Origin of the sequence: Foetidibacter luteolus (assembly GCF_009650435.1) — a bacterium.
Taxonomy (GTDB): domain Bacteria; phylum Bacteroidota; class Bacteroidia; order Chitinophagales; family Chitinophagaceae; genus Foetidibacter; species Foetidibacter luteolus.
Window position 1 is genome coordinate 284,450 of the sequence record NZ_VVIP01000059.1, and the last position, 18,288, is coordinate 302,737.

Consider the following 18,288-nt stretch of genomic DNA (forward strand, 5'->3'; position numbering starts at 1 on the left):
TATTAATGGGCGCAACATTTGATTACGCGTATTTTTTTATGAGCCCAACTGGAGTAGTACTATGAAACCCAGTTGCGTCGCACTCGTGTACGTTCGGTACGTTATGCAGCTTTGCCCGCAATATAGCATTCGTTTCTGCCGCCTGCGGCGCCAAAAACTTTGCATGGCTTCTTACCCTAACCGCAGCTAATAATATTTCACTAACAGCAATGCAGCAAACATAACCGCCTGTTGCACCTTCGGGTGAGGGGTTGAAGCGGTTACCCCGGTGAGGCCATGGCAGCAGGGCTTTTGTGCCGGAGTAATAGCGGAAAGCCCGACCCCTTGCGATAGCTTGGGGGCACCCCCTTATTTTTTTTATTAAAAGCAAAGAGGGGAGCAAATGCCCCCCTCTTTTTACAATCGAAACTATTGAGTAACTGCTTGTGAACCGTTTAATAACCAGGGTTTTGTTTGGAAATGCCACCTTCGCCAAGCATGGGGTTGTTGTCAATTTCCTGCTGTGGGATAGGTAACAGTTCATCCCGGTTGGGTCTGAAGTAAGACAATGGGTCTGTAGTGTAATAACCTTTTTTGCGCCAGCGCAGTATATCGCGGTTACGCACTTCTTCATCACCCAGTTCAACCGTTCTCTCGTGCATGATGGCCCTGGTAACCTGGTCTTTATTGCCTGTTGGAAACTGTGCCGTTGGATAGTTGGGCATTTGAACAGAAGGCCTGTTTCTGATTTGGTTAAGGTAGCCTACCGCGGCGCCGGTGTTGCCGGTTTCATTTTCGCATTCGGCCAGCATAAGCAGCACATCTGCATAGCGTATGATGCGCTGGTTATTGCCACCAGGATGGAAGGAAGCCTGTGATAAACTTTGTTTGTAGATGATCATAAACTTGCGCCAGCTTACTTTTTTGGTAACGCCGTTAACTACTGAAGCGTTGCCGTTTTGCATACCGTCGGTCATAACATCCGCATCGTTGTTAAACCTGTCGCCGGTTTCGTATACCGTAAATTTATAACGTGGGTCTGTTTTAGTGGCGCCTGTGGCGGTTTTTTCAAACTCGTTTAAGAATTTGTTGGAAGGTATCAGGTTGCGCCATGCAAGCGGGCAGTATTCCTGGTTGCGTACGGTGCTCTGTGCTTCGCCAGAGCCATCGCCACTATAACCCCAGTTAAACGCGTTGTCTCCTTTGTCAAAAAACACGGCTTCAAAAATGGATTCAGCGTTAAACTCTGTCTCTTCCAAAAAGTTGTCCTCGTAGTCGCTCATCAATTGGTAAACGCCGGAATTAACCACTTTAAGCAGTGCCTCCTTAGCGGCGGCATAATCTCCCTTCTGCATCTGTACCCTGCCCAACATGGCGTTGGCGGCCCCGGAAGTTACCCGGCCCTGTTCAGCGGCGGGGTAGGTTGGGCTAAGCACAGCGGCAGCTTCTGTAAGATCTTGTACGATTTGCGCATAGATGGCATCTTCGGCTGTCCTGGGCTGAAACCCGTCAGGTCCATTTACGGTAGCGGTGTATAGAGGAACAGGCCCCCACAAAGTAACGAGCTCAAAATAGGCCCATGCCCTGAAAAATTTTGCCTGGCCAACACATTGGTCCCGTAAAGCGTCATTATCTGTAACGTTTGCCGCACTGCCAATAACAGTATTAGCCCGGTGGATGATAACAAAAAGGCCGTTCCACACATCGCTCATCACAGCATTGTCGGATGTGGTAGCGCCGTTCAATATCTGTGCACGGGGCACTTCTAATTGGCCGCCGCCGGATGATACATCGTCGCTCCTTAAATCGTGCAGGAAAAACCATTCACGGCCTACCAGGCGGGCGCTGTGAAAAATGGAGTAGATAGCGTTGGTGCCTTTTTGCAGTTCATCTGCGTTTTTAAAGTAATTATCTACCGTAATATAGCTGGGGTTGGTTTTATCCAGGTCTTTATTACACGCTACTATTAAGGCTGTTAATAGTAAACAGGCAATGGTAGCGTTCCTGTAAAAATGTATTTTTTTCATAATCAGTTTTTAAATATTCACAAACGGTTCCTTTTTAAAAGCCTACCTGCAGGCCCACCTGGAACGATCTTGCGGATGGGTACTGGCCATAATCTATGCCATTGGTAAGCGTTGTGTTTTTAGAACCTATCTCCGGATCCCAGCCTTTGTAACCGGTAAAGGTTAACAGGTTTTGAGAAGACACATACAAGCGGAAGCTGGTTACCGCGCCTTTGGTAATAGAACGCAGCGTTTGCTGTGGTATGGCATAACCGAGTATGATGTTTTTAAGCCTCAGGTAAGAGCCACTTTCAATCCACCTGTCAGATACACGGGCATTCTGGTTGGGGTCTCCGCTGATGGCACGGGGAATGTCTGTATTGGTGTTGCTCGGTGTCCAGGCATTGAGTACTTCAACACCGGCGCCGAACAGCCTGGCCATGCCTTCCCGCAAAACACGGGTGCCGTTGAATATCTTGTTGCCATGTACGCCCTGGAAGAAAAGGGAAAGGTCGAAACCTCTGTAGTTGGCGGTATAATTAAGGGCGTAAGAAAACTTGGGTATATAGCTGCCCAGGAAAGTGCGGTCTAACGCGTTAATAACGCCATTGCCATCTATGTCCTTAAACTTAATGTCGCCTGCGGAAGTAAGGCCTGCCAGTTGGGTAGGGCTTTTTGCCACTTCATCTGCACTCTGGAATATTCCTTCCACCACATAGCCATAAAAGGATTGTATAGCCTGGCCTGCAACGGTACGGGTCATGTTGCCGTTACCAAAGTCGGCATCTGCGCCGGCATCAACTGTAGCGTTGGGCGTGTTAAGGCTGTTTACTTTATTGCTGATAAAGCCGATATTGCCACTAACATTCCAGGTAAACTCGCCTTGCGTTTTGTTGTAGCCCACCTGAATATCAACACCGGTATTTGTCATGGATGCCGCATTTGCCTGTACGCCAGCGCCACCGTAGCCAATGCTGGATGGGGTAGGTACGGTAAGTATCAGGTTGTCTGTGCGGCGCCTGTACCATTCGGCGGTAAGGGTAATTTTATTCTTTAAAAAGCCTACGTCAATTCCGATATTGGTTTGTTTCGTTTTTTCCCAAACCAGGTCGGGATTAGCAATTTGGTTGTAATACGAAGCATTGCCTACGCTGAGGGTATTGCCGAAAGGATAGGTTGCGCCATTGGCCTGTACAATCGCCTGCCAGGGATACTCATTTGAAAGAATAGAATTCTGCAGGGCGGGGAAAATACCAATTGCGTTAAGACCAGTTATGCCCCAACCGCCCCTTAGCTTGAGTTCGGATATAAGGCTTACCGATTTCATGAAGTTCTCCTGGTCTATTCGCCAGCCGGCCGAAACAGAGGGAAAGTTTTCAAACTTTCTGCCGGGCGCCCAAACAGATAATCCGTCCCTTCTTATGGCGCCGCTTAAAAGATATTTACCGGCAAACTCGTAGTTAACCCTGCCGATATAGGATTGTATCAGGCTGGCTGTACGTGCAGAAAAAGCAGTTACGTTGGTAGCCCCTACCAGGGTGCGTATATCGTTGCTGCCCTGGTTACCGGTTTGCGATTCTCCAAAATTCCTTGCATCCTGGCGTTCAAAAACAGCAATGGCATTGATGTGGTGGTTGCCAAAGGTTTTATCAAAAGTCAACTGCTGCGTGTAAAGTAATGTGGTCCTGTTGGCACGTTGGTCACGTATGGTTGCAACGGCCGCATTTCTGCCCTTATCGTTATAGATGGGGCTGAATTCATGCTGGTATTGGCTGGAATAATCTGCACCAAAGGTTGACCTGAAGTTAAGCCAGGGTGTAAAGTTTACCTGTGCATATACGGTGCCCAGCAGTTTAAACAGCTCACGGTTGGCATCACCCAGCAATATGGCGTCTTCAACCGGGTTGGTGGGGTCGGCGCCATCTACGCTGTTCTCTGCGTTGCGAAAACCGCCCAGCGTGGTGGGGTCATAAACCGGAAGGTAGGGTAGCGCCCTAACAACATTCGCAATCCTTGTCCTGTTACCACCGGTGTTATCATAGCGTTGTTTTGAGAAGGCCAGCATCAGGTTTTGCCCAACTGTAAACTTGCTGCTTATGTTGTGCTCACTGTTTACCCTGAAATTGCCCCTGTTGTAGTTAACGCCAACGGCAATACCTTCTTGCTTAAAGTAGCCGCCGGATATGTAATACCTGGATTTTTCGTTACCGCCGTTAACAGACAGGTTGCTTTGTGTTATTATACCGCTGCGGAAATAAGCATCCTGCCAGTCAGTATTGGTTTGGGCAAATGTTTGCGATGCGCCGTCGTAGATGGGCTGGTTAAAGTTGGCATCTTCCAGCCGTGGTGGCTTGGCTATATTGGCGGCGCCGTTTAATGCCCTTTCGTATTGCAGGTATTGTTGAGTATTTAAAAGGTCAACGGTTTTCCATGCTTTCTGTGTACCTATATATGTGTCTAAGTTTACATGCGCCTTGCCATCTCTTGCCCCTTTGCGGGTAGTGATGATGATAACACCATTGGTGGCCCGGGAACCATAAATGGCTGCGGCGCTGGCATCTTTCAGCACTTCAACAGACTGTACGTCCTTACTGTCAAAGCTGGCCAGGTTGCCTGTGGGAAAACCATCTATTACATACAATGGGTCAGAGGCGTAATTGATAGAGCTGATACCCCTTATCCTTACAATAGGGTCGCTGCCGGGAGAGCCGTTGTTGGTTACCGTTACGCCTGCAACACGGCCTTGCAAAGCCTGCTGCACGCTGGCAACCGGCAGTTCATTTAATGCCTTGGCCGATACAGAAGCCACAGAACCGGTTAATGAGCTTTTCTTTTGTGTGCCATAGCCAATCACAACCACCTGTTCCAGGTTTTGTTGTTCGGCTTTAAGGCTCATATTGTATTCATTGGCGCTGCCAACAGTTAGCTCTCCCACGGCGTAGCCAACATAAGTAAACGTAAGTACCGCCCCTTGTTCAGCGCTGATGCTGTAGGTGCCGTCGTTTCCGGTAAGTGTGCCGCGGTTACTGTTTTTTATTGCAACAGAAACACCGGCCAATGCATTGCCGGATTCATCCGTAACCTTTCCCCTAATAGTTTTTTGTGCAAAACAGGTAATGGCAAATAAGGCCAATAGCAGGGTTAAAGCCGTTTTACCAACAAATCGCTTATTGGCAAATGCCGGCTGTAAAAAATCTTTCAGTAAAAATTTCATAAAGCAGTAATTGAATAGTTTAGATAATCAGGGCCAAAGCCCGTAGTTGAATAGCAGATGTCAGGCAGCAGTTTTAACTTGTATTCATAGCAAGCGTTTTGGTGAGTATTATGGTTATAAACTTTATTTAGAAAGGTTTGTGGTTGAATAAGTTATATGCCATGATAGCAGTTTCAGCACTCTCACGAATATGCCGTGCAACCCGGCGGCAGGGCAACTAAGGCTGCATACCTGTACACGCTTTTGCCGCTTAAGCAAATCCTGTGTATGGGCGTACCAATCGCCGGTATTTGTGCGGCAATAGATAGCATACACTTGCGCCGGCACGCTGCTTTAAAAGCATGCCTGTTACAATCTGCCGGTAGCTAAAAGCCCTTCTGTTATGTTCTGCCTGTCTGGTGTAATAGCAATTGCAATCCGTAAAAAAATCCAGAAAGAAAGTTCATGGCGCAATTCATCAGTTATGTTGTAAAAGCAGTTCCGTTTTATCTTGACAATTTAAAAGTAGGGAGTTTTTTTGTTTTAGCAACCGATTGCGTAAATATTTTATCCAAAATTTCAATTTTTTTATCATACTCTATTTTTAGATTGACTTTTTTGCAGAAAACAATGCTACTTTAGCAACGTAACCGATTGCGGCAGAAAACTTAGATAATTGTTTTTCCTTTAGACCGTCATTTATTTACAAGAAATTCCCCTACGCAACTATGAGCCGTGAAAAAGATATAACCATCTATGATATAGCTGATAAACTCGGCGTTTCTCCTTCTACGGTAAGCAGGGCCCTGAAAAACCATGCATCCATCGGCAGTTCTACCCGCCAGCGTATTATAACGATGGCCAACGATATGGGCTACCAGGCCAACACTTTTGCCAGCAACCTCCGCAAGCAAAAAACAAACACCATCGGTATTATCGTACACGAGCTAAACAGCAATTTCATCACTTCGGTGTTATCAGGTATTGAAAAAATCGCCGCCCAGGCCAACTACGATCTCATCATTGCACACTCTTCTGAAACTTCTAAAAAAGAGGCGGCCAACGCCAGTAACCTTTTTCATAAAAGGGTGGATGGCCTGATAGCCTCGCTGGCTTTTGACACCGACAACCTTGCTCATTTTAAACAGTTCAGGGATAAGAACATCCCTGTTATTTTCTTCGATCGTGTATTCGAAGAAATGGAAGGCACCAAAGTGGTTATCAATAACTTTAAAGCCGGTTACGATGCCACGGCCCACCTGGTTGACCAAGGTTGCACCAGGATTGCATGTGTTACATCCAACCTTAAACGCAATGTGTATTCAGAAAGGTTAAGAGGGTACAGGCAGGCTTTACAGGATAAAGGGATGCACTATGATGAAAAGCTTACCATAGTTGATGGCCTTGCTGAGGAAGATGCTATACGCTCTGCCAAAAAAATTCTGGCCATGAAGCCTTTGCCCGATGGCCTTTTTATCACCAACGATTTTTGTGCAGCCGTAATAATGCAAACCCTTAAAGATGCGGGCCTGCATATACCGGCCGATATAGCGATCGTGGGCTTTAACAACGATGTTATCAGTAAGGTGATTGATCCTAAGCTTACCACCATTAATTACCCGGGTTTCGAAATGGGGCAGGTGGTGGCCCGCAACCTGCTTAACCATTTGCGTGGCGGCTGGAACATCAACCATACCAATACGGTAATTATAAAATCCGAGTTAATTATACGTGGTTCCTCATTAAAGAAAAATGCAGGGCCACAATAAAGCGGATGAGATTTTAGGGGGTGCCCCCAAGCTATCGCAAGGGGTCGGGCTTTCCGCTCATACTCCGGCACAAGGCCCTGCTGCCATGGCCTCACCGGGGTATCCGCTTCAATCCCTCACCCGCTGTGTAACCTGCTGTTTTTTTCGCGTATAGCTCGCAGGTTAAACCGTAAAGTCCGTCCAAAAAATTACTGCTTAAGTATGAAAAATTTAACTGCTTTTGTTTTTGCCGCCGTCAGCCTGCTTTCCTGCAAAACAGGGGAGGAAAAACTCTTTACAAAACTGGCTCCATCACAAACGGGTATAAATTTCAATAATACCATAGATGAATCAAAGTTCAGTAAGCAGGCGCTGAATGAGTTTGCCTACATGGGCGGTGGTGTGGGCATTGGCGATTTTAATAATGATGGCCTGAAAGATATTTTCTTTTGCGGCAACCAGGCCAGCAGCAGGCTTTACATTAACAAAGGCCACAACAGTTTTGAGGATATTACAGAAAAGGCTGGCGTGTCAACAACCGCCTGGTGTACCGGCGTAAGCATCGTTGATATCAACCTGGATGGCTACGATGATATTTACGTGTGCAACTACGGCAAGGGCTTAACAGAAGCAGCCGCCAACCAACTGTTTATTAACCAGGGTAACCTTAGTTTTAAAGAGCAGGCCGCTGCTTACGGCCTTGCGGACACCAGCTATTCTACCCAGGCTGCTTTTGTGGATTATGACCGGGACGGCGACCTGGACATGTACCTCCTTAACTACCGGTTTAATGGCCCCAATGCCAATACCATTTTCCCCAAAGATTTAAGTGGCCGTTCTCCCGCCAACGACAAGCTTTTCAGGAACGACGGAATCTCCGCGGGGGCTTCAAATCCAGTATTTACAGATGTTTCCATGCAGGCGGGAATTAAGGAAGATGGTTATGGACTTGGCGTATCCATCAGCGATTTTAACAACGATGGCTGGCCGGATATTTATGTATCTAACGACTTCCTGTCTAACGATGTATTCTGGCTCAACAATAAGAACGGTACATTTACCAATCAACTGGATGCGGCCACCAAACACCAGAGCTACAGCAGCATGGGCAGCGATGCCGCGGACATTAACAATGACCTCTTAACAGATTTCGCTACCCTTGATATGATGCCGGAAGATAATGAACGCAAGAAGCTCACCTTCTCATTCATGAACTACGACAGGTATGAAACAGAACGTTCCCTGGGCTATTCACCCGAGTTTATGCGCAATATGCTGCAATTGAACAACGGCAATTACCGCAAGGGCGATACAGCCATACCTTTCTTCAGCGAGATTGGCCAATTGGCCGGCATGTCTGAAACAGACTGGAGCTGGAGCGTATTACTGGCAGACTTTAACAGTGATGGCAAAAAAGACATACATATCACCAACGGCATCGGCAGGGATTTTATCAACTCAGATTTTATCCAATTTACCAAAACCATCAACTTCAATAGCAGCGACGAGGGTGAACAACGCAGGCTGATGAACGAAAAACTGAAATCGCTCAACCATATTAACCTGCCCAATTATTTATATCTCAATGACAGCAATTACCATTTTAAAGACATTTCTGCTGAAGCTGGCATTAATGAAGCATCGCTTTCCACCGGCGCCGCTTATGCGGATATTGACAATGATGGTGACCTTGACCTTATTATCAACAACATCAACAGCCAGCCTTTTGTTTTTGAGAATAACAGCATTAAGGGTAATCCATCTGCATCGCATTACCTGGCGTTTAATTTACACGGCGATAGCCTGAATGCCCGTGGCATTGGCGCAAAGGTTTATGTATATGATGGCGGGCAAAAACAGTTACAGGAGCAGCAGCCGGTACGTGGCTATCTTTCAACCGTTGATAGCAAACTGATTTTTGGCCTGGGGAATAATACCGTTGCAGATTCCGTTAAAATTGTTTGGCCGGGTGATAAGATTGAAGTGCTGAAAAATGTAAAAGCAGATTCGGTTTATAACTGCTACAAGAACCAGGCTTTGTTACTGGCTGTGCCTCCACCCAAAGCAGCTCAAGCGTTGTTTACAGATGTAACGGGCAGGGATAGCATCAGTTTTCAACACAAAGACGTTTCTTACTACGACTATGCCAGCCAGCGCCTGCTGCCGCAAAAGTATTCCCAGCAGGGGCCTTACATAGCTACGGCGGATGTAAACAAGGACGGCCTGCAGGACTTTTTTATTGGCGGCGGCTTCAATTTCCAGGGCAGCGTTTTTCTGCAAAACAAGGATGGCTCCTTTACTGCAAAAAGCCTGTCAGAAGGTAATAAAATGCAGGAAGATATAGATTGTATTTTCCTGGATGCGGATAGTGACGGCGATGAAGACTTGCTGGTTACCGGCGGAGATACCCGCTATGCCGATACCTCTGCATGGTATCAGCCCAGGCTGTACAAAAATGATGGTCTGGGCAATTTTACCCTGGATGCACTGGCTGTGCCGGATTCTGTAAGAACCATTGCCGGTTGTGTGGCAGCAGGCGATTACGATAGCGATGGCGACCTTGATATTTTCATAGGTGGCAGGGTTTCCAAACAATACCCGCTGCCGCCAAAAAGTTTTATCCTGCAAAACAACAAGGGCGTTTTTAAAGACGTAACGGAGGCCGTATGCCCGGCATTGCGCCAACCCGGCATGATAACCGCTGCCGCCTGGGCCGATTATGATAACGATAAAAAGACCGACCTGGTTATTGCCGGTGAATGGATGCCTGTACGGTTTTTCAAAAACCAGGGCGGCACATTAAAAGAGGAAACGGTTGGGCTCGACAATATCAACGGCATGTGGCGCAGCCTGGCGCCTGCGGACGTTGACAATGACGGCGACCTGGACTTTGTGGCCGGTAACCTCGGCCTTAACTGCAAATACCATGTAACCGCCGCAGAGCCCATGAAGTTATTTGCCAAAGACATTGACGGTAACAACAGTATAGACCCTGTGATGTTTTACTACCTTAAAGGCAAGGATGGCCGCAAAGCCCTTTTTCCTGCCGTTAACAGAGACCAGCTTGCTGACCAGGTGCCGGCAGTAAAACGCAGGTTCCTGGAACATAAGGATTATGTGAATGCCGGGTTCGACCAGCTTTTCAATAACAAAGAAGGTATGCTGGAGCTTTACTGCGATGAAACTGCAAGCTGCTGGCTGGAAAACACCGGCACCGGAAAATTCGTAAAGCATGTATTGCCGGCAGAAGCACAGTTTGCACCGGTAAATGCCATTATCTGTAAAGATTTGGATGGCGATGGTATTACAGATTTGTTGCTCGCCGGTAATGAGTACCAAACTGAAGTGATGACTGGCCGTTACGATGCCTCTTACGGATGCTTTTTAAAAGGCAGCGGCGAGGGTGGCTTTACTTATTCTTCACCGGCAGATAATGGTTTTAGAGTTGATGGCGATGTAAAAGACATGGCTTCACTTACCAACGCAAGAAATGAGCAACTGTTACTGGTTGCCATCAACAATAGCGGGCTTAAAGTGCTTAAAGTCAGGTAAACATATTGTTGATTACGCAACCGGTTCCGCCTGGAACAATGCTAAATGTTGCAGCGCCCTGCACAGTACAGGTATACGTTGAAAAGATACCGGTTGCGATATAACGCGTAAAACAACTTTGTCGTAAAAGGTACCTCTGTTTGTCGTGGGCACACAGCAAACAGGGCTGTACTCTGGTCTAATTTTACTCTACAAAATCATTCAAACCACAGTAAAATTAGTCAACATGAAAAGTACAAGAATCACTTACTGGACAGCTACCATCATCATATTTTTGCTGGATGGCGTATTGCCTGCGTTAACCTCTCATACAGACATGGCCAGGCAAGGCATCAGCCACCTGGGCTACCCGGATTATTTCAGGGTATTGCTTACAGCTTTCAAAATTACCGGCGCTGTTATTTTGATAGTACCTGCCCTTAAAGGAAGGCTGAAAGAATGGGCTTACGCAGGTTTTACTTTCAACTTTCTTTGTGCCGCCATTTCTCATTGGGCCGTTGATGGCCTTGGAGGAGATACCCTTTTTCCGCTTGTAGCCCTGGGCATTTTGGCACTGTCTTATTTCTGTTATCATAAGCTACAGAATAAAGCGAAGGCTGCTACCTATAGCAATTTAGCGGTACAGCATTAAGCATAATCAACTTACCCGCAGCAATATACCTGCCTGGTGGAAAAAGCTGCGCAGCGAATCCAACCGCACAAGAGTGCGACGCAACGTCGGCCTCATTCATGCGCTGAAGCCGGGCTCATAATTTCTCTTTAACATACTTGGGAAAATAACCAGGGAAATGGTAGTGGCCAGCCACTACTTTTTTCTTAAGCTGGATGCCCTTATCAGCAACTCAGATTTCAATATAATTTTGTTGGTGGTGTGTATGCTGGCGGCGCCGGTTAAATGGTTAATCATATAAGTGGCAGCCAGTTCGCCCATTTGATGGGCCGGGTAATTAATGGTTGTAATGTTGGGTTCGGCAATTCTTGAAACGGGGTCGTTGTTAAATCCTGCAACGGCCATATCGTTGGGTATTAAAAAGCCATTCTGTTGCAATACGTGCATGCAAGTGGCGGCACATATATCGTTGGCAACAAAAATGCCGTCTGGTTTTTGCGGCATGGCCATAATTTTTTCAGCGGCATCTGCACCTGCCTTTTCACTCAGGTCAGTTTCCAGCAATAAATCGTTTGTCCATGGCAGCCCGGCCTCGGCAAGGGCTTGTTTATAACCATTAAAACGCTCGCTGTACACATTGCGTTTAAGGTTGCCTGTAATGTGCATAATGCGCCTGCAGCCCTGTTCTGCCAGGTGTTTGGTAATGTCGCAGGCATTTCTGAAATTATCAATAACAATGCTGGCTATGTCGCCGCCATCAAATACGCGGTCAAAAAAAATAACGGGTATGCCTTTGCCGGCGAATTTTTCAAAATGCTCGAAAGAATCCGTGTCGTATGCCAATGATACTATCAGGCCGTCCACCCTGTTTTCAAACATGGTTTTGGCATTCATGATTTCTTTGGCGCCAGATTCCATTGACTGGCTGATAATGATATTATAACCTGCGTCGCTGGCTATTTTTTCCATAGCGGCCAGGGCTGTCGAAACAAAATGGCTGTTAAGGCGTGGCACAATAACGCCCAGTGTATTGGTTTTACGGCGCCGCAGGTTGCTGGCAAACTGGTTGGAGCGGTAGCCCATCTCTTCCGCCTTGGTAATAACTCTTCTCTTGGTATTTGCGTTAATGGCCCGGTGATCTTGCAGTGCCCTGCTTACGGTAGCGGCAGAAACGCTAAGTTCCTTTGCAATGTCGTAAATCGTTATTTCTTTTGCCATCCGTAGTAGTTATTTTTCGCCTGGGTTAAAAATAGTTTTGCAATCGGTTACAAATTAAAAATAGTTATCTACATTAGCATGGCTATAATAATATATAGCGGCAGATAAGAAAAATTTTTATGGGCCCGGCAGGAAGAACTACTATGAGGCTTTGCTTGCGTCGCACTCTTGTACTGGCAGATGTTCTACGCAGCTTTTCCCGCAGGGTAGCAGGCAGTAATGTTGCCGGACGGTTGGCATAACAAATGTTGTGCTTTTTTTAAACATTGCTCCGCAACCGATTGCGTTTTTTAATTGCTGCCGGCATTCAATCAACAAAATTATCAAATGAACAACCTGTTCATCCGCTTGTCATACTGCTTGTTGCCGCTACAAAAAATAGCAGGCGCAAAACCAGGGCATTACCCGTTAAAGCAACTGCCTTATTCTACTTCACGCAGCCTCATTTCATTCATCATAATAAACATTGTTACATGCAAACAAAAACAAAGTATGCGCTAATCCTTCTCGCATGCTCCAGTTCGTTTATAACAGGTTGTGGCGGCAGCGCAGAAACTAAAAATGATGCGGAGGACAGCGTTACCGCTGCTACAGCACCAAAGAAAGAATATTTGTCGCAGCCGCTGGTCTCTCATATTTATACTGCAGACCCTTCTGCTCACGTATTTAATGGGCGCATCTACATCTATCCTTCTCACGATACCGCCACGGGTACGCCGGAAAACGACAATGGCGACCATTTTAACATGATGGACTATCACATCCTTTCAATGGATTCGGTAGGTGGCAATGTAACTGACCATGGAGTGGCGCTGGATATTAAAAACATCCCCTGGGCCGGCCGCCAGTTATGGGCGCCGGATGCCGCTTTTGCCAACAATACTTACTACCTGTATTTCCCGGTAAAAGATAAGCAGGATGTATTCCATATTGGCGTAGCTACCGGCAGCAAGCCGGAAGGGCCTTTTGTGGCGGAGAAAGAACCCATCAAAGGCAGCTACAGTATAGACCCCTGCGTGTTTAAGGACGATGACGGCGCCTTCTATATGTACTTTGGTGGAATATGGGGTGGCCAGTTGCAACGCTGGGACAACAATAAGTATGATTCAGCAGGAAAACTTAAGCAAGCCGGTGAACAGGCCATATTACCACGTGTGGCAAAGCTTGATAAAAGCATGAAACAGTATGACGGGCAAGTGAAAGAGATAAAAATAGTTGACAAAGATGGCCGGTTGTTTACCGAAAAAGACAATGATAAACGCTTCTTTGAAGCTGCCTGGATGCACAAATACAACGGTAAATACTATTTATCATATTCCACCGGGGATACGCACAATATTTGCTATGCCACTGGTACCAGTCCTTACGGCCCCTTTACTTACCAGGGTGTACTTTTGAAACCGGTGGATGGGTGGACAAATCATCAGTCAATCGTGGAGTTTAACGGAAAATGGTATTTGTTTTATCATGATGTGCAGCTAAGTGGAAAGACACATTTGCGCAACGTAAAAGTAACAGAGCTTAAGTACAATGATGACGGCAGTATACAAACAATAGATCCATATAAGTAGGGACGCGGTTGTCGAACATTTTTAAGAGATGCCCCCCGGCTCGTAACATAGCAAAGTGCAATCATCATTAAATAACGTTTCTGGCATGCTTAACAGGTTCTTTTTTTTGCTTGTAACTTTTACCTTTTGTATTTATGAAAGTTACAGCCAGTTAAAGTTGCCCAGGCTTGTACGGGATAGCATGGTACTGCAACGGGATGTTGATATAAAACTTTGGGGCTGGGCCGGTAAGGGGCAAAGAGTAAACCTGCAGTTTAACAAAAAACGTTACCAGGCAAAAGCAGGCGAGGATGGTAAGTGGACAATAATGATACCCGCCATGAAAGCAGGCGGCCCCTACGAGATAACCATTACCGCAGGAAATTCCATTACCCTGCATGATATACTGGTTGGCGATGTGTGGCTGTGCTCCGGGCAGTCGAATATGGTGCTGCCTATGGAGCGTGTAAAAGAAAAATACCCTGAAGAAATTGCACAGGCCAGCTATCCGCAGGTGCGCCAGTTTTTTGTACCCATGCTTACCAATTTGGTAGAACGGGAAGAAGATTTACCAACCGGCTATTGGAAGAGTGCAACAGGGAAGGATGTGCTGCAATTTTCGGCCACCGCTTACTTTTTCGCTAAAAATATATATGACAAATACCATGTGCCCATCGGTCTTATCAATGCCAGCGTGGGTGGTACCCCTATCGAGGCATGGATGAGTGAAGAAACATTGCGGCAGTTTCCGCCGCAGTACAGCAGGTTGCAGCAAAATAAAGATACTGCCGCTATCGGCGATAATAACCGTAAAGCTGCCGCTTATACTGCCGCCCTGGGAAAAAAGCAACAGGAAAACGATGAAGGCCTTACCGCTGCCACACCCTGGTACGATAGCGCTTACCAACCCAAAGGCTGGCGGTCTATAAATATACCTGGCTATTGGGAAGACCAGGGCCTTAAGGACCTGGATGGTATTGTTTGGTACAGGAAGGTTGTTGATATTCCTGCTTCTTTTACGGGCGAGCCTGCTAAGCTGATGATGGGCCGCATTGTTGACGCTGACCATATTTACATAAACGGCCAGCTTGCGGGCAATATTACCTACCAATACCCCCCGAGAAGGTATGATCTGAAGCCGGGTACGTTGAAGCCAGGAAAAAATATTATCACCATACGGGTAGTAAACTACCAGGGCAAGGGTGGCTTTGTGCCGGACAAACCTTATTACCTAACGGATAGTAAAGACACAATAGACCTCAAAGGCGGATGGCAGTATAAAGTGGGGGAGGTGTTTGATGCGCCTGCCAATCCCGTTAATGCCATATCCCTGCAAAACCAGCCGGCTGCTTTGTTTAACGCGATGCTGGCGCCGCTGGTTGGCTATTCCATCAAAGGCATGTTGTGGTACCAAGGCGAATCTAATGCCGGTAACCCCGGTGATTATGAACGGTTGCTGCCGGCATTGATCAACGACTGGCGTTGCCAGTGGCAACAACCACAGCTACCTTTTCTGTATGTGCAGCTCCCCAACTTTATGGACAGGCAGTTTACACCCACTGAAAGTAATTGGGCCATTATGCGTTCCGCGCAGTTAAAAGCCTTGTCTGTTGCTAACACCGGTATGGCCGTTACCATTGACCTTGGTGAATGGAACGACATTCACCCCTTGAACAAAAAAGATATCGGCTACCGGCTTGCATTGGCAGCACAGAAAGTGGCCTATCATGAAAACGGCCTGGTTTACTCAGGCCCGGTTTACCAGTCATGTGTAGCGGAAGGAACTTCCATAGTGCTCACATTCACCCATACAGGCAGCGGGCTGGTAAGCAATGATGGAGGACCGTTGCAGCAGTTTGCCATTGCAGGGGCTGATAAAAAATTTTATTGGGCAAAAGCCACGATAAAAAACGAGAAGGTAATGGTTTGGAACGATGCTGTACCCGCCCCCCGTTATGTGCGTTATGCCTGGGCTGATAACCCTGCCGGCGCCAACCTGTATAACCGGGAAGGCTTGCCGGCATCACCGTTTGAGTGTACTGTAACCCCAACTGAAAAATAGCTGGCTGTTATAGAAAGAAACCTTCTGCGTTCTATCATACGTTGTTTATACTGGTATCGCTGGTAAGCTTTGGCTTGCCGGGCAGGTCGCAAACAGAAATACCTAAACTTATAGCTAAAAACAAACCCGTTCAATTGCTGTTGGATGGCAAACCCTTCCTGGTATTGGGTGGCGAGCTGTGTAACCGCCATCTGTCCTATGCCACAGAAGCACGGAAAAGAACAGGGCGAAAGCAAACACAATCATTCTATATACCAACACCGGCCCGCACAAAGGGAAAAAAATTATTTACCCTTGTGCAATGAATTTGCATAAACTCCGGTCATATACCACGTAGCTACGTTGCATGCACGAAAAACAACTGATAAAGGAATGTATTAACGGTAACCGGAATGCCCAGCGCCTGCTGTATGAACAATACGCAGACAATATGCTGGGGGTTTGTTACCGGTACACCAAAAGCCTGGAAGACGCGGAAGATATACTGCAGGAAGGTTTTATTAAAGTGTTTACCCGGCTGGACCAGTTTAAGTACCAGGGCGACCTGGGTGCATGGATCAGAAGGATTATGGTTAATACCTCCATTACTTACCTTACCAAACACAACCGTTACAAAAGAGAGCTGCATATAGAAGATATTCATGTGCACCCGGTAAGCTATGAAACGCCGGAACTGCATGTAGATACCAAACAACTGGTGGAAGTGATCCGGGAATTGCCGGTGGCCTATCAAACCGTTTTTAACCTTGTAGCAGTAGAAGGCTTTAGCCACGTGGAAATAGCAAAAATGCTTAACGCCAAGGAAAATACTATTAGAAGCCAGTACAGCAGGGCAAGGATGCTGCTGATACAGGCCTTGCACAAAATTTCTGACAAGCCCGAAAAGCAAAATTATGCCGGGAGAATTTGAAAAAAATATACAACAACGCATGCGTGACTTTAAGCTCACACCATCGCCACAGGTTTGGGGTGAGATTGATGCCGCATTGAACGAAAAGAAACGGCGCCGCTTTGCGTTGTGGTGGTGGTTGCTGCCGGCCTTACTGGTTACCGGTGCTGGCGTATGGCTGTACAACAATGCCGGAAAGCCGGGTAAAAAACAGGCTACCGCGCAGCAAAAAGATATACAGCAAGCCGTCACCAGCCAGTCTGCGGATACCGGTTACCATTTAACGGGTGCAGGCAACGAAACACCGGCAACAAACGAGACTGCTGAAAGTGGCAGCCATGTGGAAACGAAGGCTGATGCCGCCAAACCTGCAACAAGCGCTAAACCCATAAGAAAAGTTTACAGGAGACAACAAACTGCTACGGGAAACCTCCTGCAGCCGGCAACTGGCAGCCAGCAGACTACAGCCAACAACCTGCAGCTTGTTACCGGTAACCAGCAACTATCAGCCTCCTCCGCCGGGGGGAATAAGGAGGGGGCTGTTGTTGCAGGCAACACCGACCAGGCTATAGAAAAAAGCTTGATGCAACAGGCTGTTGACAGCAGCAGCAATGATCGTACTTCGTTAGCAGAAAATGAGGTTGTGCCAGCTACAACAAATAAGACTGGTGCAGCAACAGCCCAGGCAACAACACCAAAAACAATCAAAGCTTCCAATAAGGGAAACTTTTACATACAGGCGGGTGGCGGTGCATTTAGAACAGTGACTGTTACAGGTAGCAGCCGCCCGCTTGCACAGTCTTTATACGATGCTATTTATGCGCCCAGCAACGGCAATGTGGTTATTGCGCCTGCACCACAGGATTCTGCATACAGCATTGTGCAGCCTTCGGCAGGGTATCACATGAATGTTACCCTGCAATACAACCACGTAATTAATAAAAGATGGAAATTATCTGCCGGCATAGGTTACCGGTATTTATCCAATACGCAGAAAACAGGCAGGATAATAGATTCCGTACAGGGGCTTCAATACGCTGGTTCTTTCAACTCACGCAAGAACGCGGAAGTGGAGGGATATAGTTATGCCGGTTTTTCAAACACATCTGTTAACAGGGCGCATTGGCTGGAGGTTCCGGTGATGATACAGTATTACATTAAACCATCTGCGAAAAGAAAGATTTTTATAGAAGCGGGTGTTTCGTATGCATGGATGTTTAGCTCCCGGTGGCTGATACCCGACGCGGAAATTAACCGGCTTTACTACAGCAACCAGCTTTTAAACAGGAATATATTTAGCTGGCAGGCAGGCGCCGGGCTGGAGCTTGCCAACCGCTGGAAGCTGGGCCTGCTGTACCAGCAAAGCATATCAACACTGGCTGACAGGACCATAAAACCAGGGCTGCACTGGCAAAACCTTTCCCTGCAGCTAAGTGCCCCCTTAACGCACGGCAAAAGAAGTAAATAATAAAACCAAATAC

General features: G+C 46.9%; 10 protein-coding genes. 7 read left to right on the forward strand and 3 right to left on the reverse strand.

Features of this window, described 5'->3' with window-relative positions:
- Positions 1-434 precede the first annotated feature (434 nt).
- Together F0364_RS19860 and F0364_RS19865 are read right to left on the reverse strand one after the other, a co-directional pair.
- Positions 435-2,006, reverse strand: a complete 1,572-nt coding sequence (locus tag F0364_RS19860; RefSeq protein WP_153799547.1) for a RagB/SusD family nutrient uptake outer membrane protein — start codon at positions 2,004-2,006, stop codon at positions 435-437.
- A 34-nt stretch (positions 2,007-2,040) separates the two neighbouring features.
- On the reverse strand, positions 2,041-5,199 hold the full coding sequence (locus F0364_RS19865) for a SusC/RagA family TonB-linked outer membrane protein (protein ID WP_153799548.1): 3,159 nt from the start codon (positions 5,197-5,199) through the stop codon (positions 2,041-2,043).
- 707 nt (positions 5,200-5,906) lie between these two features.
- Between F0364_RS19865 and F0364_RS19870 the strand changes: the two genes are divergently transcribed.
- The 3 genes from F0364_RS19870 (at position 5,907) to F0364_RS19880 (ending at position 11,109) form a co-directional block, all read left to right on the forward strand.
- Complete coding sequence (locus tag F0364_RS19870; protein ID WP_153799549.1) at positions 5,907-6,947, forward strand: LacI family DNA-binding transcriptional regulator; 1,041 nt, start codon at positions 5,907-5,909, stop codon at positions 6,945-6,947.
- A gap of 201 nt (positions 6,948-7,148) precedes the next feature.
- Entirely contained in the window at positions 7,149-10,478 is a 3,330-nt protein-coding gene (locus tag F0364_RS19875; protein ID WP_153799550.1) for a VCBS repeat-containing protein, read from the forward strand.
- Between the two features lie 226 nt (positions 10,479-10,704).
- Entirely contained in the window at positions 10,705-11,109 is a 405-nt protein-coding gene (locus tag F0364_RS19880; protein WP_153799551.1) for a DoxX family protein, read from the forward strand.
- Between the two features lie 174 nt (positions 11,110-11,283).
- Here the strand turns inward: F0364_RS19880 and F0364_RS19885 are convergent, their stop codons facing one another.
- Entirely contained in the window at positions 11,284-12,306 is a 1,023-nt protein-coding gene (locus F0364_RS19885; protein WP_153799552.1) for a LacI family DNA-binding transcriptional regulator, read from the reverse strand.
- Between the two features lie 473 nt (positions 12,307-12,779).
- Between F0364_RS19885 and F0364_RS19890 the strand changes: the two genes are divergently transcribed.
- From F0364_RS19890 to F0364_RS19905, 4 genes are all read left to right on the forward strand, one after another.
- Positions 12,780-13,877, forward strand: coding sequence for a glycoside hydrolase family 43 protein (locus tag F0364_RS19890; RefSeq protein WP_153799553.1), 1,098 nt, complete (start codon positions 12,780-12,782; stop codon positions 13,875-13,877).
- Positions 13,878-13,962: 85 nt separating this feature from the next.
- Positions 13,963-15,918, forward strand: coding sequence for a sialate O-acetylesterase (locus F0364_RS19895; protein WP_153799554.1), 1,956 nt, complete (start codon positions 13,963-13,965; stop codon positions 15,916-15,918).
- A gap of 346 nt (positions 15,919-16,264) precedes the next feature.
- Positions 16,265-16,828, forward strand: coding sequence for an RNA polymerase sigma factor (locus tag F0364_RS19900; RefSeq protein WP_153799555.1), 564 nt, complete (start codon positions 16,265-16,267; stop codon positions 16,826-16,828).
- Positions 16,812-18,275, forward strand: a complete 1,464-nt coding sequence (locus F0364_RS19905; RefSeq protein WP_153799556.1) for a porin family protein — start codon at positions 16,812-16,814, stop codon at positions 18,273-18,275. The genes F0364_RS19900 and F0364_RS19905 overlap by 17 nt, the downstream gene beginning before the upstream one ends.
- The last annotated feature ends 13 nt before the right edge of the window (positions 18,276-18,288 follow it).